The sequence below is a fragment of the Burkholderia sp. USMB20 genome (genome assembly GCF_000949135.2).
GTDB lineage: Bacteria > Pseudomonadota > Gammaproteobacteria > Burkholderiales > Burkholderiaceae > Burkholderia.
The window spans coordinates 1-22384 of record NZ_JTAN02000002.1 but is presented as its reverse complement, the minus strand read 5'-3'; the positions used below and the strand labels follow the sequence as shown (position 1 = coordinate 22384).

Below are 22384 nucleotides of genomic sequence, written 5' to 3'. Positions count from 1 at the left end.
AATATCACCGCGGGTCCGAATGCGGCGTATCGGGAATGGGGAGGTTTTTCGGCGAATCGGGAAAATCGCCACAGGCAGGTAAAGGAACAACTGCCGGCGGGTATTGCCGGCAGATATTGCACCGGCCTGTATCCAGGTCGAATCCAGGCCGGTGCAGATCATTTCATTTGAAACGGGGAAATCACGCGGACGTCGCCGTCTCCCGCACTTCCACCTGCCTGATCTCGCCGCCGCCGTCCGGATCCGTGTCGTCGCGCGAATCGCCGAGCTGGCCTTCCCACTTCGCGACCACCGCAGCCGCGATCGAGTTGCCGACCGCGTTGGTGGCCGAGCGCCCCATGTCGAGGAACATGTCGACGCCCATGATCAGCAGCAGTCCGGCTTCCGGCAGATGGAACTGGCCGAGCGTCGCCGCGATCACGACCAGCGATGCGCGCGGCACGCCCGCCATCCCCTTCGACGTCACCATCAGCATCAACAGCATCGTGATCTGCGTGCCGAGCGGCAGGTCGATCCCGTACACCTGCGAGATGAACAGCACCGCGAACGTGCAGTACATCATCGAGCCGTCGAGGTTGAACGAGTACCCGATCGGCAGCACGAAGCTCGAGATCCTGCGATTCACTCCGAACCGGTCGAGCGCGTCGAGCAGCTTCGGATACGCGGCTTCCGAGCTCGCCGTCGCGAACGACAGCAGGAACGGCTCGCGGATCAGGCGGATCAGCGTGAACGCGCGCTTGCCGAGGAACGCCACGCCGGCGAGCGTCAGCACGCCCCACAGCAGCGCCAGCGCCAGGTAGAAGCTCGCCATGAACTTCGCGAACGTGAGCAGGATGCCGAGCCCTTCCGTCGTGATCGTCGACGCCAGCGCCGCGAACACCGCGACCGGCGCGAACCACATCACCGCGCCCGTCACCTTGAGCATGACCTGCGCGAGATCGTCGATCACGCCGGTCAGGCGCTTGCCGGCGTCGCCGAGCGCGGACAGCGCGGTGCCGAAGAAGATCGAGAACACGACGATCTGCAGGATCTCGTTGTTCGCCATCGCCTCGGCGATCGATTTCGGCACCAGGTGGACGACGAAATCCTTCAGCGTGAATGCGCCCGTCTTCAGGTTCAGCGCCGCATCGGCGGCCGGCAGCGGCAGGCTCAGGTGGCTGCCCGGCTTCAGGATCGTCGCGGTGATCAGGCCGAGCAGCAGCGACGTGAACGACGCGATGAAGAACCAGCCGAACGCCTTCACACCGACGCGGCCGACCGACCCGCTGTCGCCCATCTGCGCGATGCCGACGGTCAGCGTCGCGAACACCAGCGGCGCGATGATCATCTTGATCAGGCGCAGGAACACGTCGGACAGCAGCGACACGTAGCCGGCGACGTCCCTGGCCATTTTCGGGTCGGGAAACGCGCTATGACAGGCGTAGCCCACGGCAATGCCAAGCACCATCGCGATGACGATGTACTTGGTGATGTTGTGCTTCTTCTTCATTAGCAATCCAAATTACAGAACGGGTGTTTCCAACGGCAGGTCGATCGCCGGCATTGAAACGGGGATGGAATTCCGCGAGCGCGGTGCGCGCCGTTTTCGAATGCCGGAGCCCGTCCGTGGGCATGGCCACGGCGAACAGGGGACGCATTCTATCGCAAACGCCGGACAATCTTTCAAATCTGAAAGCTAAGGGCGGAATGCGACGCGCGGAACTAGGCGGAGTGGGGCTTCGCCGGTCTGGGGCTTCGGGCTTCGGGCCTCGGCTTCGGGCTTCGGGCTTCGGGCTTCGGGCTTCGGGCTTCGGGCTTCGGGCTTCGTGCTTCGGGCACCGTCGCGCCCGCCCGTCAGTTCGGCCTTGTGCGGGGCGTCGGCGAACCCCCGGCGTGACGCATCACGCCGGCGACGTGCCGGGTCGCGGCATGAACCGGCACAGGCACAGCGGCACCACGACCAGCGCCGCGCCGGCGAGAAACGTGGCCGACGCGCCGAAACGCGCCCACAGCGCGCCGGCGATGCTGCTCGCGAGCAGCATGCAGATGCCGCTCACCAGGTTGAACACGCCGAACGCGGTCCCGCGCAGCGTGGCCGGCGAGGTTTCCGACACCATCGCGGCGAGGATGCCCTGCGTGAAGCCCATGTGCAGCCCCCACACGGCCACGCCGGCGAACATCGAGAGCGTCGACGTGCCGATGCCGAGCAGCAGGTCGGCCGCGATCAGCAGCACCATGCCGGCCGCGAGCAGCACGCGGCGATCGAGCCGGTCCGACAGGATGCCGACCGGCCAGGCGGACGCCGAATAGGCGACGCTCATCGCGACCATCACGCCCGGGATCCATGCCGCATCGAGCCCCGTCTGCTGCGCACGCAGCACCAGGAATGCCTCGCTGAAGCGCGCGAGCGTAAACGTCGCGCCGGCCGCGACGACGAACCAGTAACCGCGGGGAAACTCGCGCAGCGCGTTCCAGCGCAACGGCGAGCGAAAGCGCCGGTCCGGTTTCGACTGCTCGGGCTCCCGTACGCCGAAGACGATCAATGCGATCGCGACGAAGGCCGGCACCACGGCGAACCACAGCACGGTCCGGATGCGGTCCTCGAACCAGAGCATCAGCACGATCGCGAGCATCGGCCCGAGAAACGCGCCCACGGTATCCATCGACTGACGCAGGCCGAAGCAGGCGCCGCGGATTTCGGGCGGTGCGACGTCGGCCACGAGCGCGTCGCGCGGCGCGCCGCGAATTCCCTTGCCGACGCGGTCGAGCAGACGGGCCGTCACGACCACGGCCGGCGTGGACGCCAGCGGAAACAACGGCTTGGTCAGCGCCGCGAGGCCATAGCCGATCAGCAGCAGCCCCTTGCGGCGCCCGAGCCAGTCGCTGATCGCGCCGGAGAACACCTTGACGATCATCGCCGTCGCTTCGGCCGCCCCTTCGAGCACGCCGAGCGCGGCGACGCTCATGCCCATCGTCGACACCAGATAGATCGGCAACAGCGCATGGATCAGTTCGGACGACAGGTCCATGAAGAGGCTCACGAGGCCCAGGGCCCACACGGTCCGTGGAATCGCAGGCTTGCCGGCAATCGGGGTTGGAGCGCTCATGATCGATCTGCATCGAGGTTGCGGGCGGTGCGACTTGCCACGGGGTTCCCTGTCCCGACAGGACAGGCGCGCCGCGGCGCGGGAACACGTCAGCGCCGGTAATCGGCACACCGCGCGGCAGGACTCGCGTGACTGTGCCGACTGCCCGGGCCGTCCGCGACCTCGACACGCGGCGCGGCCGCTGCCCGTTCCGTCAGGCCGCGCACGCCGGCAGTATCCGACCGCTTCGTGACACCGACCGTGACGAGATGCCACGGCCGCCGGAAGATTTCAGGATACAGCGCGCCATGCCAGACCGGCACGCGCGCCGCCCCGCCGGTCACCACCTCGTAGTCGGATCGACAGACTCGCAATACCGAACGGTTCGATGACCGTGCCGGATCAATCCCGACGAACCTCCCCGCGCGACGCGCCCCGCTGGCGCTTCAGTCGCCGTCATTGCCTGGCCGCACGCCGTGCTCGTCCGGATCCGGCACGAACGCATCCTTCGGCGTCAGCAAACATCAGACAAAAACAAGAATCCCGGTTATCGCGCAACACTTGTTGACCCTTACTTCCTTTCAAATGATAATGCGTCGCGTTTCGAGATTACGAATCATTACACAGGGCAGGTTGGGAAATGAAACACGTGTTGCACCCGGCGCGACGGGCCATTCTGGCCGCCATCGCGTGCCAGCCGATCATGGTCGGCGCGGCCTTCGCACAGGAAAACGCAAGTGCACCGACCGGCACGGCCACCGACGTGTTGCCGGCGGTGTCGGTGAACGCCAGCGCGCTCCGCGATCCGGGCGAAGGCTACAACCCGACGAACGCGGTCAGCGCCACCAGGATCGACGCGCCGCTGCGCGATATCCCGCAGACGGTGAACGTGGTCACGGCCGAAGTGATGCGCGACCAGCATGCGAACTCGCTGCAGGACGTGCTGAAGAACGTCGCGGGCGTCGGGTTCTCGACCGGCGACGGCCAGCGCGACCAGGTCACCATTCGCGGCTTCTCCGCGATTGCCGACCAGTTCGTCGACGGCATTCGCGACGATGCCCTGTATTTCCGGGATCTCTCGAACGTCGACCGGGTGGAAGTGGTCAAGGGCCCGGCTGCCGTTCTTTACGGCCGCGGATCGTCAGGTGGACTGATCAATCGCGTGACGAAAAAACCCGGGATCGACGTGACCAACTTCGGGATCAGCTACGGTTCGTGGGCCGATCGCCGGGTGGAGGCCGACGTCGGGCGCGTCCTCGCGAACGGCGCGGCCGCCTTCCGGATCACCGGGGCACACGAGGAAGCGAAGAGCTATCGCTCGCAACAGTTCCTGAATCGCACGGCGGTCGCGCCGTCGTTCGAGTTTCGCATCGCGCCGAAGACGACGGTCCTGCTGCAGGCGGACTACCTCGAAGATCGTCGCGTGACGGACTTCGGCATTCCGGCCTATCACGGACGACCGGTCGACGTGCCGGCATCCGCGTATTACGGCGCGGCGAACGCCGGCGACGTGGACTATACGCGATCGCGGGTCTATTCGAGTACCGCGACGATCAAGCACGAGTTCAACGACCAATGGTCGATCCGGAACGCCACCCGCTACTATCACTACTCGCTCGACCGGAACAACACGCTGGTCGGCAGCGTCAACGAGGCGGCCCGGACGTTCACGCTGAATCACGGCAACGTCTATCGCGAGGAACACGGCTGGTTCAACCAGACCGATCTCACGCAGAAGGCCACGCTGTTCGGCATGAAGCACGAGTTGCTGTACGGGATGGAATTCGGCCAGCAGAACAAGGATCTCGTCAGCTACTCGGCGCCCGTCACCGGCGCGAACGGCAAGCCGATGAATTTCGACCTGTTCGCGCCCGCCCTTCCGACGCTGCCGCTGCACACGTCGACCACGCCGACGGCCAACAACCTCGGCATCTTCAAGACCCTCGGGTTCTACACGCAGGACCTGATCAGCTTCAACGAGCAGTGGAAGGCGCTGCTCGGCATCCGCTACGATCGCTTCGAGCAGGAGACGCTCGACCGCCGTCCGAAGCAGCCGGGCCTGTCGCGCACCGATACGGCGTGGAGCCCGCGCGTGGGTCTCGTCTGGCAGCCCACCCGAACGCAGTCGTACTACGTGTCGTGGAGCCGCTCGTTCCAGCCTTCCGGCGAAGCGTTCTCGCTGGCGGCCAACAATGCCGAACTCGCTCCGGAAACCACGACCAACACCGAGATCGGCGCGAAGTACGACTGGCTCGGCGGCAAGGCCACCACGACGATCTCGGTGTTCCGGCTGGACCGCAGCAACATCAAGGTCGCCAATGCAAGCAACACAGCGCTGATTCCGATCGGCGAGCAGCGGACCGACGGCGTGGAACTCAGCGGGGCGGCGGAACTCGGCCACGGCTGGCGCGTGCTCGCGGGCTATGCCTACCTCGATGCCACCGTCACCCAGTCGACGGCCGCGTTGCAGGGCAAGCGCGCCACCCTGACCCCGCGCCACTCCGGCAACCTGTGGCTCACCAAGAATCTCGGCAGCGGCTTCGGCATTGGCGGCGGCCTGAACCTCGTCGGCGCGCGCATGGCCGATCCGCAGAACACGGTGACGCTGCCGGGTTACGTGACGGCCGACATGATGGCCTGGTATGCGCACGGACCGATGTCGCTCCAGTTGAACCTCTACAACCTGTTCAACAAGGGCTATATCGTGTCGGCCCACGGCTCGAACCCGAACCTCAACATGCCGGGGGCGCCGCGCAGCGTCATGGCGACGTTGCGATACGAGATGTAGAAGCGGCGCAGTTCCGACGAGGCGTGCCGGGCGGATCGACGACCGTCACCGACCGCCGCCTCGGCAATATCGGATCACGAGCGTCCTGATCCGCGTGACGGCGCGCGGACGGCGTACATCGTCCGGCAAACGCGTTCGTCGGGCATGCACCGGCGTGGCGGGGCCGGTTGAAGCAAGCGACGCGGTCGGCACGCGCATCGCCCCGATCCTTCGTCCCGTCCGCCGCGCGTTCAATCTGCTGCAGCCGTACGCGCGACTTCGCGCATACCTCGACTTCAAGCCCGCGTCAGCTTCGCATGCCGCCGCGCGCGGTCGTTCACGATCTGATGGCGCCGGTGATCCGTCATCTTCTTCCAGTCGCGCGCTTCGTCGCGCGTTCGCAGGCATGCCACGCAATAGCCGGTGCGACCGTCGAACGAACACACGTCGACGCAAGGGGACTTGACCGCCATGCTCATCGCCCTCGCGTCGCGGGCACGACTTCGACGGTCACGTGCGACAGGTTCCTGAACCGCTGCAGCACGCCGTGATAGAAGCGCGCATCGCGCTTCGGATCGTCCGTCACCACCGACACGACCGCGCTCATGTGTCCCGGCCCGAGCCGCCACACATGCAGGTCGCCGACCCGGTCGCCCGTGCCTTCGATCGCACCGCGCACGTTGTCCGTCAGGCGGCGATCCGAATTCATGTCGAGCAGGATCCCGCCCGTATCGCGCATCAGGCCGTACGACCAGTTCGCGATCACCAGCGCGCCGATGATGCCGGCCAGCGGATCCATCCAGACCCAGCCGAACGCCCGCGCGAGCAGCAGCCCGACGATCGTCAGGACGGAGACGGCCGCGTCGGCGATCACGTGGATGTACGCGGAGCGGATGTTGTGATCGCGCGCCGCCGCCGCGGACGTGCCGTGGTCGTGCTCCTCGAACGCCAGTTCGTGCTCGCGGCCGTTCAGCCGGACGATCGCGTTGAATTCATGCGGCTCGGGAATGGCTTCGGTCGACTCCAGATAGCCGCCGCGACTTTGCATCGCGAACACCTGACGGCTGCCGTCCGGGCGGATCGTCGTCACCGACACCGTGCTCGAATCGACGAGCTTCGTCTCGCGCGTCGCAGGCGCGACGCGGAACACCGGCGGAACGCCCTCCTCGAACACCGACACGACGAATACGCCCTGCTGATCGAAGATCTGGTGCGCTTCCTGTTCGTGGTCGTGCGCGTGATCGTCGTGATCGTCATGACCATGCCCGTGATGATGACCATGACCGTGGCCATGATGGTCGCCGCTCAGCAGCCACACGCTCGCGATGTTGACGAGCAAGCCGGCAACCGCGATCGGAATCGCCTCGCCGAAATGAATCGGGACCGGCGCGAGCAGGCGTGCGACCGCCTCGTACCCGATCAGCAGCGCGATCATCGCGAGCACGATCGCGCTCGTGAAACCCGCGAGATCGCCGAGCTTGCCCGTGCCGAACACGAAGCGCGGGTCGCGCGCATGCTTGCGCGCGTAGGTATAGGCGAGCGCGGCGATCAGCATCGCGCCCGCGTGCGTCGACATGTGCAGGCCGTCCGCGATCAGTGCCAGCGAACCGAACAGGGACCCGCCGACGATCTCCGCCACCATCATCGCCGCGCACAGCGCGATGACCATCCAGGTCCGGCGTTCGTTCTGCTCGTGCGCGGCGCCGAGAAAGATGTGGTCGTGCCCTGCGCCGAAGGCGTCATTGCTGAAGCTGTTCATTCCGCCTCCGGTTACTTGAAGTAGCTGTGCACGACTTCGATCAGCTGTTCGGTCGCGCTGCCTTCGTCGTCGTGACCTTCGGCGTCGACCAGATGGCTGCGGATGTGATCCTCGAGCACGACCGCGAGCAGGCCGTTCATTGCGCCGCGACCGCTCGTGATGAGGCGGAGGATTTCGTTGCAACCGCGCTCGTCCTCGAGCGCGCGTTCGATCGCTTCGACCTGCCCTTTGATCCGGCGGACACGGTTCAGCAGCTTCTGCTTTTCCTGGATGGTGTGGCTCATGGTGGTCCTTTCATATACCGGGGGGGACTATATATCAAATCGCGTTTCCCTATAGGGGGAGGGGGTATTTTCCGGAAAAAACCAGACGAATGACGCGCGCCTCGCAGGCCGCCCCGCCGCCAGTCACCGCAGCCGCCGCCAAAGTTAACTTGTAGAAGTCGTAATGCATGAGTAGCATTTGCTACATGAATTCACTCACGACCTGGTCGCTCCTCGTGCTGACCCTTCCCACGCAGAACGCGACGGCTCGCATGCGGTTCTGGCGCGCGCTCAAGGCAAAAGGCTGCGCGGTGCTGCGCGACGGCGTCTACCTGCTGCCCCAGTCGGAAGCGCATGAACGGATGCTGCGCGAGCTCGCGGACGCGATTGCCGACAGCGGCGGCAGCGCTCACCTGTTGCGCGCGCCGAGTCTCGATGCGTCGCAGGAGCGGGAATTCCGCGCGCTCTTCGATCGCGGGGAAGACGACGCCGCCTTTATCCAGGCCCTTGCGGACGCCCGCAAGACCCTCGCCGGACAGTCGGCCTCGGAACTGACGCGCTTGCTGCGCCGCATGCGCAAGGATTTCGACGCCATCCGTGCGATCGACTATTTCCCGGGCGACTCGGCCACCCGCGCCGAAGTCGCGCTGCAGGATTTCGTCGCGCTGGTCGACACCGTGCTGTCGCCGGGTGAACCGCACGCCGCGGACCGCGCGATCCGGCCGCTGGCGATCGGCGAATTTCAGGGCCGCACCTGGGCGACGCGGCAGCGAATGTGGGTCGATCGCGTCGCCAGTGCCTGGCTGATCCGCCGCTTCATCGACGCGCGCGCCCGCTTCGTCTGGCTCGCGTCGCCGGCGGATTGCCCGGCCGACGCGCTGGGCTTCGATTTCGACGGCGCGACGTTTACGCATGTCGGCGAGCGCGTGACATTCGAGGTGCTGCTGGCGAGTTTCGGGCTCGACAACGACCCCGCGCTGATGCGGCTCGGCGAAATCGTGCATGCGCTCGACGTGGGCGGCCCCGCGGCGCCCGAAGCGATCGGCTTCGAGGCCGTGATGGCCGGCACGCGCCAGCAGGCAGAGAACGACGACCGGTTGCTCGAGCAGATGGGCGCCGTGCTCGACGCCCTGTACGCACACTTCACGTCGAACGGCAAAAACCACACCGCGGCCAGATCATGACCACCTCCATCGCCACCACCGAACCGACCTACTCGCTTGGCCAGCTGGTCGCCTACATGCTGCGTCTCGGCACGTTCGGCTTCGGCGGGCCGGTCGCGCTCGCAGGCTACATGCGTCGAGACCTGGTCGAACGTCGCGGCTGGATCACGGAAGCCGACTACAAGGAAGGGCTCACGCTGGCCCAGCTCGCACCGGGGCCGATGGCGGCCCAGCTCGCGATCTATCTGGGCTTCGTGCACTACCGCCTGCTCGGCGCGACGCTCGTCGGCTTCGCGTTCGTGCTGCCGTCGTTCCTGATGGTGGTTGCGCTCGGCTTCGCGTACTCACATTTCGGCGGGCTGTCCTGGATGCAGGCCGTCTTCTACGGCGTCGGCGCCGCGGTGGTCGGCATCATCGCGATGAGCGCCTACAAGCTCACGACGAAAACCGTCGGCCACGACAAGCTGCTCTGGGCGATCTTCGTCACGCTTGCCGCCGTGACCTTCATCACGGAATCGGAAATCGCATGGCTGTTCGTGGTCGCGGGCCTGGTCGGCTGGCTGTGGCGTGCCCCGCCCAAGTGGCTGCAGCGCGGCGGGCTGAACGCGGTTGCCGCCGCCAACCTGCCGGCAGCCAGCGGCATATTGAGCGGCATCGACCTGCCGCAGCTCGTTCAGATCGGCGCGTTCTTCATGAAGGCCGGCGCGTTCGTGTTCGGCTCCGGGCTGGCGATCGTGCCGTTCCTTTATGGCGGCGTCGTCACCGAACATCACTGGCTGAACGACAAGCAGTTCGTGGATGCCGTGGCGGTCGCGATGATCACGCCCGGCCCGGTCGTGATCACGGTCGGCTTCATCGGGTATCTGGTGGCGGGCTTCCCGGGCGCACTCGTCGCCGCACTCGGCACGTTCCTGCCTTGCTATCTGTTCACGGTCATCCCCGCGCCTTACGTGAAGAAGTACGGGCACCGTCCGGGCGTCAAGGCGTTCGTCGACGGCATCACCGCCGCAGCCGTCGGGGCGATCACCGGCTCCGTCCTCGTCATCGCGAAACGCTCGATCGTCGACCTGCCGACCGCGCTGCTCGCGGTCGCGACCGTGCTGCTGCTGTGGCGTTTCAAGAAGTTGCAGGAGCCGGTCGTCGTCACGGCTGCCGCGCTCGTCGGGCTCGTGGCCTACCCGCTGCTCCATCATTGAGCCGCATTGCCGGGAGGCGGCCATGACGCATCGGACGACGTTCGTCCGCCATACAGGAGGCGTGCCGTGAAATGGATTACGCGCGAACGGCCGAAGGTCGACCGCATCGCATGTCCGTGGCTGATTGCGCGGTTCATCGACGATGCGCCGGAATTTCTCTACGTCCCGGGTCCGGACGTCCTGCGACTGGCGGACGAAACGGGCGCGGTGCCCTACGACGTGCCGGGCGTCGAGCTGGGCCACCATGGTGAACGCTGCAGCTTCGATGCGTTTCTCGACCGGTACCGGCTCGACGCCCCGGCGCTGCTCAAGCTCGCCGCGATCGTGCGCGGCGCCGATACCGGACGGCTCGATCTTGCGCCGGAATCGGCCGGGCTGTACGCGATCTCGATCGGCCTGTCCGGACACTTCGCCGACGATCACGAGCAACTGCGGCACGGCATGGTGATGTACGACGCGCTCTACGCGTGGTGCCGGCGTGATGCACGTCCCTAGCAGCCGCCGCGCGTCGACGCTCGCCAGCCGGATGCTGCCGGCGGGCGCGGACAAGGCCGCATGGCTCATCCTCGCCAGCCGCGGCATGCGCGGTTTCTGCGATGGATTCATTGCCGTGCTGCTGCCCGCGTATCTGCTGTCGCTCGGGCTGTCGCAACTGGATGTCGGCCTGATCGGCACCACGACGTTGACGGGTTCCGCGATCGCGACGATCGCGGTCGGCATGCTCGCGAGCCGCTTCACGCAGCGCCGCATGCTGACGCTCGCGGCGGCACTGATGGCGGCGACGGGCATCGGCTTCGCGAGCGTCTCCACGTGGTGGCCGCTGTTCGTCGTCGCCTTCGCCGGCACGCTCAATCCGAGTTCCGGCGACGTCAGCGTGTTTCTGCCGCTCGAACAGTCGCGCCTGGCGCAAGCCGCCGACGGCGACGCTCGCACGGCGCTGTTCGCCCGCTACAGCCTCGTCGGCGCCGTATCGGCAGCGCTCGGATCCCTCGCGGCAGGCCTGCCGATCGCGGTTGCGTCACATACCGGAATCTCGACGCTGGGCGCGATGCGCGGCATGTTTCTGGTCTATGCGGCCACCGGTGTCGTCGTCTGCATGCTGTATCGGCGGCTGCCGCGCCAGGCAGTTCGCGCTGCGCAGGCAGCGCCCCCGCTCGGCCCGTCACGCCCGATCGTCGTGCGGCTGGCGATGCTGTTCAGCGTCGACGCATTCGCGGGCGGTCTCGTCGTCAACTCGCTGCTGTCGCTGTGGTTGATGCAGCGCTTCGGGCTCTCGATCGCGGCTGCCGGCCAGTTCTTCTTCTGGGCGGGCCTGCTCTCGGCCGGCTCGCAGCTCGCGGCCGCGCCGCTGTCGCGCAGGATCGGCCTGCTGAACACGATGGTGTTCACGCATATTCCGTCGAGCGTCTGCCTGATCGGCGCCGCGCTCGCGCCGTCGTTGCCGCTGACGTTGACGCTGTTGCTGATGCGAAGCGCGCTGTCGCAAATGGATGTCCCGACCCGAACCGCCTATGTGATGGCGGTCGTCACGCCGGCGGAGCGACCGGCAGCGGCCAGTTTTACATCCGTCCCGCGCAGCCTCGCGGCCGCTGTCGCGCCGACCTTGGCCGGCGGCCTGTTCGGTCTCGGCTGGCTCGGTGCGCCGCTGGTCGCATGCGGCGCGCTGAAGATCGCGTACGACCTTTCGCTGCTCGCAGCGTTTCGCCACGTCGAACCGGACGACGGCCGGGCACGGTAAGCGCGGCCACCGTCGAACAGCGAACGAGCGGGGAACCGTGCAAAGCGATGCCGCCGCGCCAATGCGGTGGCGGCCGTCGCGGGAGGCAATCATGAAGGATCCTGGACGCTGGCGCTACGGCCTGCCGCTGCTCGTCGCGCTATTAGGCGGGCTCGGCACGTCGGGCCTGCCGATTCACCGGGTCTTCGCCGCGGGCGAAGACGCCTCGACCGGCGCCCTGCCGCTGAAGCATGTCGCGGACATCGCGTTGCCGGGCCGCGCGACACGACTCGACTACGCAAGCCTGGACCCGAGCCGCAACCTGCTCTTCATCGCTCACCTCGGCGACGGCGAAGTGATCGCTTTCGATACGCATGCATCGCGCGTGACCGCCCGGATCGCAGGCGTATCGTCGGTACATGGCGTGCTTGCCGTGCCGGCGCTGTCGCGCATCTACGCGTCTGCGACCGGCTCCGACGAGATCGTCGCGATCGACGCCGCGACGCTGAAAATCGTCGCGCGCATGCCGGGCGGGCATTATCCCGACGGCATGGCCTATGCGGCCGACCTGCACAAGCTGTACGTATCCGACGAATACGGAAAAACGGAGACGGTCATCGATGTCCGGAGCAACCGGCGCGTCGCGACGATCCCGCTCGACGGCGAAGCCGGCAACACGCAGTACGACCCGGTTTCCCGACACATCTTCGTGAACGTTCAGACGCGGCGCCAGCTCGTCGAAATCGATCCGGCGACCGACCGTGTCGTCGACCGTTTCGACTTGCCGGGTGCGAAAGGCAATCACGGATTGCTGATCGAGCCGCGCGCCGGCCTCGCCTTCATCGCGTGCGAGGACAACGACGCGCTCCTCGTCTTCGATATGCGCGCACGGCACATCGTCCGCGCGTTCGACATCGGCGGCGGCCCGGACGTGCTGGCGTTCGATTCGGCGTCGGACGTGCTCTATGTTGCGGGTGAAGCCGGCATCGTTTCGATGTTCAGCGTCCGGGGCCGGAGCGTTGCCAAGATCGGTGAAGGCCGGCTCGGGCCGAATGCGCACGTCGTCGCTGTCGATCCGGGCACGCATCGCTCGTATTTTCCGCTGAAGGATGTCGGCGGCCGGCCGGTGCTGCGCGTGATGGAAGCCGGGAGCGTGGCAAAGCCGGCCGGCACGGTGCCGCCGGGTGCAGGAACGTAACGGGCGAGCATGATCGGCGGCATCCGTCGTCGCGCAGTATCTCGTCCGGTTCGATTTGACACGATCGGCAGCCTGTCGGTTGTCGGCGCCGCCGCCGCGCGTCAGGCCGAACCGATTCTCGCCGGCACGCCGCCCACGATCCGGTCGCGGCGTTCTCCGTCGAACGAAAACACGTCGCGCTCGGCCAGGCTGATCGTTGCCCGCCGGCGGGACGACGCATCGCCCCGCCGGCCGACGCTCGCCGGACGCATTCACCCGGCTGCCTGTTACCGGTCGTACTCGAAGGCCTCGGTGAAGAGCGTGTCGACCGGGTCGGACCAGCTCAAGTTCACGAACGAGAAGTCCGCGCTGCCCGTCCAGCCGGCCACCGACGGGAACGCGACGCCCTGGTCGCCCGGCACGTTGAGCGTGACCGAGGCGCCCGGCTGGACCGGCGACGCCGATGCCGAACCGTTGACGAACGTCGCCGCCGGCTGCCCGGCCGCGGTTGCGCGAATCTGCACGTTGCCGCGTTTGACGAACGGCAGACCCGATTTCGACGTCCAGCCGAGCGGGAAGGTCGCGCCGCCCGCGAACGTGCTGGCGGAGCCCGGCGTCAGCTTGTCGCGCGTGGACTGCGCCAGATCGTGCCACGCGTACTGGCGCAGCGCGTCGGGCGACGGCGACGGCGTACGCAGCCGGACCGTGTAGTGCCGGGCCGGCGTCGACGTGTTGCCGTTCTGGTAGATGTCGATCGTATAGGCGCTGAACGGCTTGATGTCGGCCAGCTCCGCGGTGCTCAGTTGCGGCTTCGCCCATGCGGTATTGTTGCGCGGCGCGTCGCCGGGCCACGTGAACAGGCCCTGGTTGGCCGGGTCCTGCGCGACGCCGGCCAGACGGAAGTTGTTGCGGCACTGCGGGTTCTTTGCCAGTGCGGCGAGTTGCGCCGGCGTCTGCCCGCTTGCGATCTGCGCGCGGATGTTCAGCGTGTCGCAGGTCCCGCTCGACGGCTGGAGAAACACGCCGTTGCGCAAGCCGGGGCCGTTGACGATCGCGAAGTCCACCGCGGTGCCGGCCGCGTCGACGGCACCCACCTGCAGGTTGAGCGAATCGACGAACGCGTTGGTCCCCGTCGACGGATTGGCCGGATTCAGCCAGTCCCACTTCTGTGCGTTCGCATTGACCTTGCTCAGTACCGCGCGCTGATTGCCGACCACGCGCCAGCCGGTATCGCCGTTTGCGAGACTGCCCGCCCGCACCGCGAGCTGTACATGCTGCTGCATGCCGTCGCGAATCCCGTCGCTGCGCGTCCACGCGAGCTTGACCCACATCGTGTCGCTGGCAACGACGCGGATGACTTCCGGCAAGCTGAAGCTCGCGTTGTTCATCGCATCGTCGGCCACGATGCCCGGCGTGCCGCCTGCCGGCGCGCCGAACTCCTGGTCGACCGACATCCCGTTGTTGAGGTACGCGGAAGGCACGCCTGCATTCAGCGCGCCGGACGCGACGTCGTCGACGAAGATCCGGCCGCATGCCGATACGCTGCCGCCCGTGCGCGCAGCGCCGGTCGAACCGGCGAAGCACTGGTTGAGCGCGCTCTGCAATGCCGCCAGATCGCTGGCGCTCGGCAGGTTCGACACCACCGCGCCATTGATGGTCGCGGCGGCCGGCAGGCTGGCCTTGTCGCTCGCCTGCGGCGCGACGCCGGGCGCGAGCTGAAGCTGCACCGGCGTATCGCTGGACGCGCCCGCCACCGAGCTGATCTGGACGCCGCCATCCGGCAGGACGTTGATCTTGATCTGGTCGAGCAGCCGGTCGAGACCCGGCGCGCCCGCCGTCAACGGGCCGGAAATCAGGTCGACGCCCGCATTGCCGGTGGCGGCCAGCAGGTCGGCCAGCGCCGACGAATAGGCTTGCACCGTGCTGGCGACGGCCTGGGCCGTGACCTTGCTTTGCAGCAAACCGGTGTCGGCCAGCAGCTTGGTCGGGTTGTCGCCGACGATCGTGGCGGCGATCGCGTTCGTGATCGGCGTGATGTTGATCGTCTGCGTGCCGGCCGTGGCGCTGAGTGCGATCAGCGTGGCCTGCGAGTCGGCGACGTTGCCGTATGCGGACAACGCGAAAGGCGCGGTCAGGCCGGTCACCGTGCAATGAAACGCGCCGGTCGACGCATCGGCCGGGCAGTCGACCGCTTTGCCGGTCGCATCGACCAGTTTCACGGTGGCGGCCTGCATCGCGGCGCCGGCGGCCGCGACCCCGCTGACCGTCTGCGCGGCGGGCGGTGCGGGTGGCGAGGAGGAATCGCTGCCGCCGCCACAAGCCGACAGGACAAGCACTGCAATACCGGATACGACAGGTGTGAGTTTCATTGCGTTTCCCCCGAGCCCCTTCTGGTTGATGCGTGTCACATACATTGCGCGTGCACGCTGAATGGCGAGGATTCTCGCAAAGACGATTTTCTCGATCATCATTCAGGTGGATGAAAATCGGGAAATAACAGGGCATGAAATGCAAATAACCTGTGTTAGCCTGAAAAAAATTCGGTATTCGAAGCAATATCGTCAGACAAAATCAGAATACGAAGATCGCGAAGCGACGGGGTGAACACATGCAACGAGACCAACTCATCGGGGACCTCTATGAGGCCGCGCTGCATCCGGACGGTTTTCTCGAAGTTTTTCACCGGGTATCCGAATCGCTCGGCGCGGACGTATTTCACATGTTCAGTTGGGACGTCGCGCGCAATGCCCCGAAATTCTCGATCTATTCGCCGCGCGCGGAATTCGACGAGATCATCGCGCTCTACGATCAGTATTACGGCGCGCTCGATCCGCGCCGCGGCTTCGTCGAGAACGCACCGCTCGGCGAATTCGTTTGTTGTCAGGATCACCTGACCGAGCGCGACGTCGAACGCAGCGAGTTCTTCCAGGACTATCAGATTCCGTCGGGATTTCGCTACCTGATGGGGATTCGCTTCGCGCGCCCCGGCAGCGACAACATTCTGCTCGGGTTACTGCGCGCGCACGGCCGCACACCCTATTCTTCAGAAGAACGCGCGACCCTGACCGGTATGGCCGGGCATCTGCAGCGCTCGATCAACCTGTGGCAAGACGCGCGAGTGCTGCATCGCGACGCCACGCTCGGCGCCGAACTGATGGAGGAACTGGGCCTCGCCGTCTTTGCGCTGGACCGGCACGCGCGCGTCCAGTTCGTCAACCGGGCGGCCGAGTCGATGCTGCGCGCCACCACCTGCCTCAAGCTCGAGAACGGGCACCTGAGCGCGACGAGCGCGCCTCAAAACGAGGCGCTCAAGGCGGCGCTGGCGCGCGTCGCGAAGACCCGCAAGAGCGAGAGCCTTGCCCTGTCCGGCACGTTGGCCGCGGCGCACGAGATTTTTCTCGGCATCGCGGCATTGTCCGGACAGGCGCTCCATGCCACGTTCGGCGATGCGACGATACTGATCACGGTCAGGCGACGCAGCGGCGCCCCGCTCGTCGTCGCACAACAGCTGCGGCAATCGTTCGGCTTGTCGAGCGCCGAAGCCGCGGTCGCCGAAGCGTTGATCAGCGGCAAGACGCCCGACGAATGTGCGGCGAGCGCCGGCGTGTCGCTTGCGACGGTTCGCAGCCAGTTGCGTGCGATCTATGAAAAGACCCACTCGCGGAATCAGGCTGAAGCGGTCGGACGGATGCTGTGGGTCCTACCGCAACACAAGCTCACGAATTGATACGTCGAAAACGGCGAGCGGGGCAGCGGTCAAAACGCTTTGGCATTTTTTAAGCTTGTCGGTGGAGGACATCCGCGTTCCTTGAGCAGGATCTTGGCTGAACCCGATGAGAATTCGTCGGAACTCGGTGGTGCTGCTAAATCATTGGCGGCTATACGATGGACGCGATACTTCCTCGTCCCATGCAATTTGCATGGTTCGTTAGCCCCGGCAAGTTTCACGGCCATTGTCGGGGCCTTTTTTGATTTCAGTTCCTGTCCCACTCGCTCGCCGACGCGGCCATGCCGACCTCCGATCGGCTGTCGCGGAGCGCGACGGCGAGACGGCTGGTGTGCACACTCGCTGCACACATGCCGGCCATATTCCCGGTGTTTCAGGGCCGCTCCAATTGCCCCAATGGCGTCCGTTCCAGCAGGACGGCGAACAGATGAGTGCTCGGCCACGGCCAGCACGGCGGCCGGGGTGATTTGGTATGGGAGGTATCCGGAATTTCGTGTGTGAGGCGGGTTAAAACTCAGACTCCGATGCTGAGTCGTTCCGGGTAAAGCAATGCAAGCTGCGGCATCACGCTTCTCCAGGCGTGCCGGGAGCCTGTCCACTTGGCAACGACGTTGCGCAAGGCCAACCGGATCGGCACGAGCGCGTGCCGACATTTGCGCCTGCGGCGGATCCAGGCGTGGTGCGCGAGGCTGAGGGGGCGGACAGCACGTCTGGCGCACGGCTGGATCGGCCCGCGACTCACCATCGAACCGATGGAGCGCTGGCGGCGCCATAGCATGGCGTCGAACGCTAACTATTCGTAATACTTACGAAATCAGAAGCATGCGCAAACCCTGTTGGTGTGCAGTCAATGCGACCCTGCTGATCTATCCGGCGGGTAGCGTTTAAACAGCACCGATGCATTGACGCCGCCAAACCCGAACCCGTTGGACAGTGCGATCTCGACGGGAACGCGCCGTGCGGAAGGCCCGATCAGGTCAAGTCCGGCCGCGGCTTCGTCGGGGTGCTCGAGATTCAGCGTTCCGGGCAACACGCCATCCCGGAGCGCGAGAATGGAAAACGCCGCTTCGATGGCGCCCGCCGCCCCGAGCAAATGCCCGGTTGCCGACTTGGTCGAGGAAATCGCCGGGCCTGCGCCCACGCCGAAGACAGTCTTCAGCGCCTCGATTTCGCCGGCGTCGCCGACCGGCGTCGATGTCGCATGCGCATTGACGTAGTCGACCTGCTCCGGGGCGATTTCGCCCATCGCCAGGGCCAGCTTCATCGCTCGCATCGCGCCGGATCCGTCGTCGGGACCGGCGGTCATGTGATAGGCGTCCGCCGTGGTTCCGTACCCGATGATTTCCGCGATCGGTCGGGCGCCACGTGCGAGGGCATGGTCCAGGGACTCGACCACGAGCATGGCCGCTCCCTCGCCCATGACAAATCCGTCACGATCGCGGTCGAACGGGCGCGAAGCGCGAATCGGCTGATCGCCGAAGCCGGTCGACAACGCTCGCGCCGCCGCGAATCCGCCCAGGCTGACCTTGTCGAATGCGGCTTCGGCACCGCCCGCCAGCACGACATCGGCCTCACCGGTCCGGATCATGCGCATCGCGTCGCCGATCGCCTGCACGCTCGCCGCACAGGCCGTCACCGGACAGCCGAGGGGCCCACGGAACTGATGCTTGATCGAAATCTGGCCGGCCGCCAGATTCGAGAGAAAGAACGGAATGGTGAACGGCGACAACCGCCGCACGCCACGCGTCTCGCCGATCCTGACCGCCTCCGCCAGCCCGGGAAACCCACCGATGCCCGACGCCACGACCGTCGCTGTCCGCTCGCGCTGATGCTCGGCTTGCGGAGCCCATCCGGCTTCCGCGAGCGCCTCGTCTGCAGCGACCATCGCCATCTGGATGAAGCGGTCCATCTTCCTCAGTTCCTTGTTCGGCACCGAGAGTTCCGGATCGAAACCGCCGTCGGGATCGTCGGCCTTCCCCTGGACGGTCCCGCCGACCTTGGCGGACAGTTCACCGACGATGTCGTCACCGAGCCGGCGAAGCCCGGAGCCGCCTCCGATCAGGCGCTGCCACACCAATTCCTTACCGCAACCCAGCGGGGACACAATGCCAATACCGGTTACCACCACTCGAAGCGTCATTTCACCTTCCCCTCACGGACCAGGACCAGCTGACCCACATCGTTAAAGCCGTTCATCTTCAGGCACACCTTTAGTAATGCTGTATTGCGCCGAGCCACTTCAGGAGAGAGCCGGGGCCGCCCGACTCGCGGCGGACCCTGGACCTTCCCGATGCGCGTCGCGAATTCGCTGCGCTCGTCAGAACGCGTGCGACACATGCGCACTGCGCGACATGTTGAGCGGCACGTCGTACTCCAACGCGTCGAGGTTCAGCGCTGCGCGCGTTTGTTGATCTATCTCGATCCAGAACGGCAAGGTCGGCTTGCCTTCGATCATTTGCGGCGGCGCAGCGCGATGCACATTGACGCCCATGCGCTTCAGAAGCCGTTCGTTGCCGAGCACCGAGAATGCAATGAGACGGTCGGCGCCATGTGCGTGCGCGACACGGACGATTTCGGACATCAGGGAGCGCGTGTTTTGCCACGATTCTTCCGCCGTCAACGGCTCGCCGCTCGGCATGCTCATCGCGAAGCGGGACAGTTCCCACACATTGCGCGTACTGGGAAGGGAAGCACCGCCCATCAAATCCGGAAAAACCTCACCCAGCAGATAAGGCTCGTCGGTCGGCAACAACCGGCCGCAACCGACGATTTCGCCGCTGCGGTCGAAAGCGACGACATAAAGGGGGGCCGCGTGATCGAAGTCGTCAAATTCGATGCCATCGTCCGTAGGCAACGACCAGCCGAGTTCCTGTATGAAGACCTTATGCCGAAACTTCGCAAGTCGATACATCGTCTCGTGACTCAAATCAGCGCTTTTTCCCGACAATAAAGTCAGCATCGCGAATGCCCTCTCTCTTATCTTCAGAATTGTTAGGCGCGATTGGACCCGAAATTGAAAAGACGAAAAAGCTGCCCGAATGGGCAGGTGGCAGACGTCTGGACGCCACTTCAACACCCGCCGCCAGATAACAATTCAGTATCCGACACCATGCTTGCCGCTCGATATCTCAAATATTGACGACGATCCTTGAATAATTTATAAAAAATCGATCAGCGCACCAACCACGAAATACAGCCCCTTTAGGGACAAGATTGACCAAAAAGGTAATGATATGCAGGCCTGGACAGAGAAGTATCTGAATGGATACGCTGGGGAAAAATCCGTGGCTGACGTGTTTCTGGAGTTCACGGCAGACGTGCGAGCACTTGGATTCGAGTACTGTTCGTTCGGTCTGCGCGTTCCGTTGCCGGTGAGTCATCCGCGGTTCATGCTGCAGTCCAACTATCCGGAGACGTGGGTCGAGCGCTATGTGAGCCAAAACTATTTTGCCGTCGATCCGACGGTCCGGCATGGGCTCAGTCACCTGACACCCCTGATCTGGCGCGCCGACAGCCAGACACAAAACGTCGAATTCTGGGACGAAGCGGAGCACTTCGGCTTGCGCCACGGCTGGTGCATGCCATCCATCAGCCGCACCGGGGCGATCGGACTCGTGACCATGGTGCGATCGGGCGAGCCGATCGAGGAGAGTGAACTCGCGGAAAAGGGATACCAGATGTCATGGCTCGCGAACATCGCCAACTGCGCGATGAGCATGCATCTGCTTGCGCAGCTTGCGCCCGAATATGCCGTCGAGTTGACGGCACGCGAGCGCGAGGCGTTGCAATGGTCCGCCGCGGGGAAAACCTACTCCGAGATTGGCAAGATCATGTCTGTCGACGAGCGGACCGTGAAATTTCACCTCGTCAATGCGATGCGCAAATTGAATTCGGCCAACAAGACCGAGGCCGCGGTCAAGGCGGCAATGCTGGGGCTCTTGTTCTGACGTCATTTGCTTCGTCGCTCACTCGCTGAATAGCGAAGCAGCGCGTTGGTCCTGCTCACTGGGGGGCAAGGCGCGTTACAACCGGTAGCCGACGCCAGGCGTTCGAGAATGTCGAGGCCCTTGTCGAGCGCGGGTGCGCGATAGCAGTCGATAGCGTCGATCGAATCCGGCAAGTCGCAGCCCGATAGCAGGCTGCGGGTCGTTTGCGTCATCGGTGCGAGTACTGAAATTTCCGTCGATCGACTCACCGGGCCGACAGTGTGACCGCAATCTCCGCGGTCAGCGTTTCAGCGCCCGAGTTCGACTGGATGCAGGTGACCGGCGCGGCGCCGCAAGCGTCGATGCCAGTCGCCAGTTTCACGTAGTGTTCGTCGGGACAGAGATTGTTCGCCGGATCGAAGCCGATCCAACCGAGATGGTCGACATAGACTTCAGCCCACGCATGATCGATTGCCTGGATTCCGTCGTCGCCTATCAGATAGCCGGAAGTGAAGCGCGCGGGAATGCCGAGCCGACGGGCCACGGCGATGAATACATGAGCATGGTCGCGACAGGTCCCGTGGGAACTGATCCACGCAGCTTCTGCATCGGTGGCGTCGTCGCAATTCTCCGACCGGGGTGCGAGGCGATCGTGCACGATGTCCATCAACTCGTGTAGTTGCAGAAGACGGTTTTGCGTGCTCTTCAGGGCAGAGGCAAGCTCCATCAGCGAGTCCCCGGGACGCGTGAGAGGCGACTCGCGCAGGAACAGCCACGGATTCGTACGATCGTCTGCAGAACCAAACACACTATCCTTGTTGTGCGTCGTCACTTCGCCGCGTGAAACGATGACGATCTCCTTGCGGTCGTTCGGGTGACACACAAGGTCGACATGGTTGCCGAATCCGTCGATGTACGACAATGCCGGCTGCATGTCGTTTGCAAGCAATTCCCAGGACCCGACCGTCTGACCGGGATTCGACGACGGCCGCAATCGAAGGCGCTGCAATGCCTGCTGCAACGGCTCGTCGACGGTATAACGCAGGGTATGGGTGATCCCGATATGCATTGCGGTACTCAATCGAAGTTGTAGGCCTGGGCGATTTCGAGCCCCAGTCGCTGGTTGCGCCGAATGAATCCGGTCAGAAACTCGTGCAGGCCGTTCTTGAAGACTCGTTCGATCGTACTGTCGGAAAGCATCGTGAGCGTCTGTGCGGCGGTCCCGTGGCACGCGTGAGCGATGCCATGCTCTTTCACGAGCAAATTGAGACTCGACATGACGCGTCCGTAGCAATAGCGCAGCGAGCGCGGCATGCGGCCGTTCAGGACCAGGTAGTCCGCGATGTTCAGCGGCTTGTACTGCACACCGTACACCCAGCGGTACGAGTTGTTTGCCTCGACCGACCGCAGGATCGATTCCCAGTGGTTGGTATCGAGGATCGTGCCCACGTGCGACACCGACGGCAGCAGCAGGTGGTATTTCACGTCGAGGATCCGCGCGGTGTTGTCGGCCCGCTCGACGAACGCGCCGATCTGCGCGAAATCGAAGATCTCGTTGCGCAGCATCGTGCTGTAGAAGCTGCCGAGGATCAGCGCGGTTTCGCGCTTCACTTCGTCGAGCACC

18 protein-coding genes and 2 pseudogenes are annotated in these 22384 nt (G+C 65.1%); 8 read left to right on the top strand and 12 right to left on the bottom strand.

Annotation, left to right across the window (positions count from 1 at the left end):
• Positions 1–181 precede the first annotated feature (181 nt).
• A complete protein-coding gene (locus PL79_RS02740; RefSeq protein WP_044847509.1) occupies positions 182–1489 on the bottom strand; it encodes a dicarboxylate/amino acid:cation symporter in 1308 nt (435 codons plus the stop codon).
• A 391-nt stretch (positions 1490–1880) separates the two neighbouring features.
• Positions 1881–3086, bottom strand: coding sequence for an MFS transporter (locus PL79_RS02735; protein ID WP_044847510.1), 1206 nt, complete (start codon positions 3084–3086; stop codon positions 1881–1883).
• A 619-nt stretch (positions 3087–3705) separates the two neighbouring features.
• On the opposite strand from PL79_RS02735, the gene PL79_RS02730 reads away from it, so the two are divergent.
• Positions 3706–5853, top strand: coding sequence for a TonB-dependent receptor (locus PL79_RS02730; protein WP_044847512.1), 2148 nt, complete (start codon positions 3706–3708; stop codon positions 5851–5853).
• 275 nt (positions 5854–6128) lie between these two features.
• Here PL79_RS02730 and PL79_RS02725 read toward each other — a convergent pair whose 3' ends face one another.
• The 3 genes from PL79_RS02725 to PL79_RS02715 are packed head-to-tail and all read right to left on the bottom strand — an operon-like array spanning position 6129 to position 7875.
• Complete coding sequence (locus PL79_RS02725; RefSeq protein ID WP_185500436.1) at positions 6129–6305, bottom strand: DUF1289 domain-containing protein; 177 nt, start codon at positions 6303–6305, stop codon at positions 6129–6131.
• A gap of 2 nt (positions 6306–6307) precedes the next feature.
• Positions 6308–7591: a CDF family Co(II)/Ni(II) efflux transporter DmeF gene (gene dmeF / locus PL79_RS02720; RefSeq protein ID WP_044847514.1), complete on the bottom strand. Its 1284-nt coding sequence runs from the start codon at positions 7589–7591 to the stop codon at positions 6308–6310.
• A gap of 11 nt (positions 7592–7602) precedes the next feature.
• Positions 7603–7875, bottom strand: coding sequence for a metal/formaldehyde-sensitive transcriptional repressor (locus tag PL79_RS02715; RefSeq protein WP_044847515.1), 273 nt, complete (start codon positions 7873–7875; stop codon positions 7603–7605).
• A gap of 185 nt (positions 7876–8060) precedes the next feature.
• On the opposite strand from PL79_RS02715, the gene PL79_RS02710 reads away from it, so the two are divergent.
• The 5 genes from PL79_RS02710 to PL79_RS02690 all read left to right on the top strand — a co-directional run bounded on the left by PL79_RS02710 (position 8061) and on the right by PL79_RS02690 (position 13128).
• Positions 8061–9038 (top strand): chromate resistance protein ChrB domain-containing protein, encoded by a 978-nt coding sequence (locus PL79_RS02710; protein WP_044847516.1) that lies wholly within the window; start codon positions 8061–8063, stop codon positions 9036–9038.
• On the top strand, positions 9035–10213 hold the full coding sequence (locus tag PL79_RS02705; RefSeq protein WP_044847517.1) for a chromate transporter: 1179 nt from the start codon (positions 9035–9037) through the stop codon (positions 10211–10213). The genes PL79_RS02710 and PL79_RS02705 overlap by 4 nt, the downstream gene beginning before the upstream one ends.
• A gap of 66 nt (positions 10214–10279) precedes the next feature.
• Positions 10280–10708 carry a chromate resistance protein ChrB domain-containing protein gene (locus PL79_RS02700; protein WP_044847518.1) on the top strand — a complete coding sequence of 143 codons (429 nt, stop codon included), beginning with the start codon at positions 10280–10282 and terminating at the stop codon, positions 10706–10708.
• Positions 10695–11951, top strand: a complete 1257-nt coding sequence (locus tag PL79_RS02695) for an MFS transporter (RefSeq protein WP_044847519.1) — start codon at positions 10695–10697, stop codon at positions 11949–11951. Before PL79_RS02700 ends, PL79_RS02695 begins: the two co-directional genes overlap by 14 nt.
• A 91-nt stretch (positions 11952–12042) precedes the next feature.
• Complete coding sequence (locus PL79_RS02690) at positions 12043–13128, top strand: YncE family protein (protein ID WP_044847540.1); 1086 nt, start codon at positions 12043–12045, stop codon at positions 13126–13128.
• A 266-nt stretch (positions 13129–13394) separates the two neighbouring features.
• On the opposite strand, the gene PL79_RS02680 is transcribed toward PL79_RS02690, so the two are convergent.
• Positions 13395–15476, bottom strand: a complete 2082-nt coding sequence (locus PL79_RS02680; protein WP_044847541.1) for a hypothetical protein — start codon at positions 15474–15476, stop codon at positions 13395–13397.
• Between the two features lie 239 nt (positions 15477–15715).
• Here PL79_RS02680 and PL79_RS02675 point away from each other — a divergent pair, with 239 nt between their 5' ends.
• On the top strand, positions 15716–16834 hold the full coding sequence (locus PL79_RS02675; protein WP_044847520.1) for a helix-turn-helix transcriptional regulator: 1119 nt from the start codon (positions 15716–15718) through the stop codon (positions 16832–16834).
• A gap of 514 nt (positions 16835–17348) precedes the next feature.
• On the opposite strand, the pseudogene PL79_RS02670 reads toward PL79_RS02675, so the two are convergent.
• The 3 genes and pseudogenes from PL79_RS02670 to PL79_RS02660 form a co-directional block, all read right to left on the bottom strand.
• Positions 17349–17477, bottom strand: a pseudogene (locus tag PL79_RS02670) (IS256 family transposase); the annotation flags it as partial.
• A 204-nt stretch (positions 17478–17681) separates the two neighbouring features.
• Positions 17682–18974, bottom strand: coding sequence for a beta-ketoacyl-ACP synthase II (gene fabF, locus PL79_RS02665; RefSeq protein ID WP_044847521.1), 1293 nt, complete (start codon positions 18972–18974; stop codon positions 17682–17684).
• 177 nt (positions 18975–19151) lie between these two features.
• Complete coding sequence (locus PL79_RS02660) at positions 19152–19793, bottom strand: acyl-homoserine-lactone synthase (protein ID WP_044847522.1); 642 nt, start codon at positions 19791–19793, stop codon at positions 19152–19154.
• Positions 19794–20118: 325 nt separating this feature from the next.
• Here PL79_RS02660 and PL79_RS02655 point away from each other — a divergent pair, with 325 nt between their 5' ends.
• Complete coding sequence (locus tag PL79_RS02655; protein ID WP_235879186.1) at positions 20119–20781, top strand: LuxR family transcriptional regulator; 663 nt, start codon at positions 20119–20121, stop codon at positions 20779–20781.
• A 92-nt stretch (positions 20782–20873) separates the two neighbouring features.
• Here PL79_RS02655 and PL79_RS36430 read toward each other — a convergent pair.
• From PL79_RS36430 to PL79_RS02645, 3 genes and pseudogenes are all read right to left on the bottom strand, one after another.
• A pseudogene (locus tag PL79_RS36430) lies at positions 20874–20993 on the bottom strand (IclR family transcriptional regulator); the annotation flags it as partial.
• 32 nt (positions 20994–21025) lie between these two features.
• Positions 21026–21829 (bottom strand): transglutaminase family protein, encoded by an 804-nt coding sequence (locus PL79_RS02650; RefSeq protein WP_044847524.1) that lies wholly within the window; start codon positions 21827–21829, stop codon positions 21026–21028.
• Between the two features lie 8 nt (positions 21830–21837).
• Positions 21838–22384, bottom strand: a 547-nt coding sequence (locus tag PL79_RS02645; protein ID WP_135800951.1) for an alpha-E domain-containing protein, incomplete at its 5' end; no start/stop codon positions are given.

What these genes read in the sequence shown, in the direction of transcription:
- PL79_RS02740 (WP_044847509.1), bottom strand. Translation starts at nt 1,489, where the DNA reads ATGAAGAAGAAGCACAACATCACCAAGTACATCGTCATCGCGATGGTG.
- PL79_RS02735 (WP_044847510.1), bottom strand. Translation starts at nt 3,086, where the DNA reads ATGAGCGCTCCAACCCCGATTGCCGGCAAGCCTGCGATTCCACGGACC.
- PL79_RS02730 (WP_044847512.1), top strand. Translation starts at nt 3,706, where the DNA reads ATGAAACACGTGTTGCACCCGGCGCGACGGGCCATTCTGGCCGCCATC.
- PL79_RS02725 (WP_185500436.1), bottom strand. Translation starts at nt 6,305, where the DNA reads ATGGCGGTCAAGTCCCCTTGCGTCGACGTGTGTTCGTTCGACGGTCGC.
- dmeF (WP_044847514.1), bottom strand. Translation starts at nt 7,591, where the DNA reads ATGAACAGCTTCAGCAATGACGCCTTCGGCGCAGGGCACGACCACATC.
- PL79_RS02715 (WP_044847515.1), bottom strand. Translation starts at nt 7,875, where the DNA reads ATGAGCCACACCATCCAGGAAAAGCAGAAGCTGCTGAACCGTGTCCGC.
- PL79_RS02710 (WP_044847516.1), top strand. Translation starts at nt 8,061, where the DNA reads ATGAATTCACTCACGACCTGGTCGCTCCTCGTGCTGACCCTTCCCACG.
- PL79_RS02705 (WP_044847517.1), top strand. Translation starts at nt 9,035, where the DNA reads ATGACCACCTCCATCGCCACCACCGAACCGACCTACTCGCTTGGCCAG.
- PL79_RS02695 (WP_044847519.1), top strand. Translation starts at nt 10,695, where the DNA reads ATGCACGTCCCTAGCAGCCGCCGCGCGTCGACGCTCGCCAGCCGGATG.
- PL79_RS02690 (WP_044847540.1), top strand. Translation starts at nt 12,043, where the DNA reads ATGAAGGATCCTGGACGCTGGCGCTACGGCCTGCCGCTGCTCGTCGCG.
- PL79_RS02680 (WP_044847541.1), bottom strand. Translation starts at nt 15,476, where the DNA reads ATGAAACTCACACCTGTCGTATCCGGTATTGCAGTGCTTGTCCTGTCG.
- PL79_RS02675 (WP_044847520.1), top strand. Translation starts at nt 15,716, where the DNA reads ATGCAACGAGACCAACTCATCGGGGACCTCTATGAGGCCGCGCTGCAT.
- fabF (WP_044847521.1), bottom strand. Translation starts at nt 18,974, where the DNA reads ATGACGCTTCGAGTGGTGGTAACCGGTATTGGCATTGTGTCCCCGCTG.
- PL79_RS02660 (WP_044847522.1), bottom strand. Translation starts at nt 19,793, where the DNA reads ATGCTGACTTTATTGTCGGGAAAAAGCGCTGATTTGAGTCACGAGACG.
- PL79_RS02650 (WP_044847524.1), bottom strand. Translation starts at nt 21,829, where the DNA reads ATGCATATCGGGATCACCCATACCCTGCGTTATACCGTCGACGAGCCG.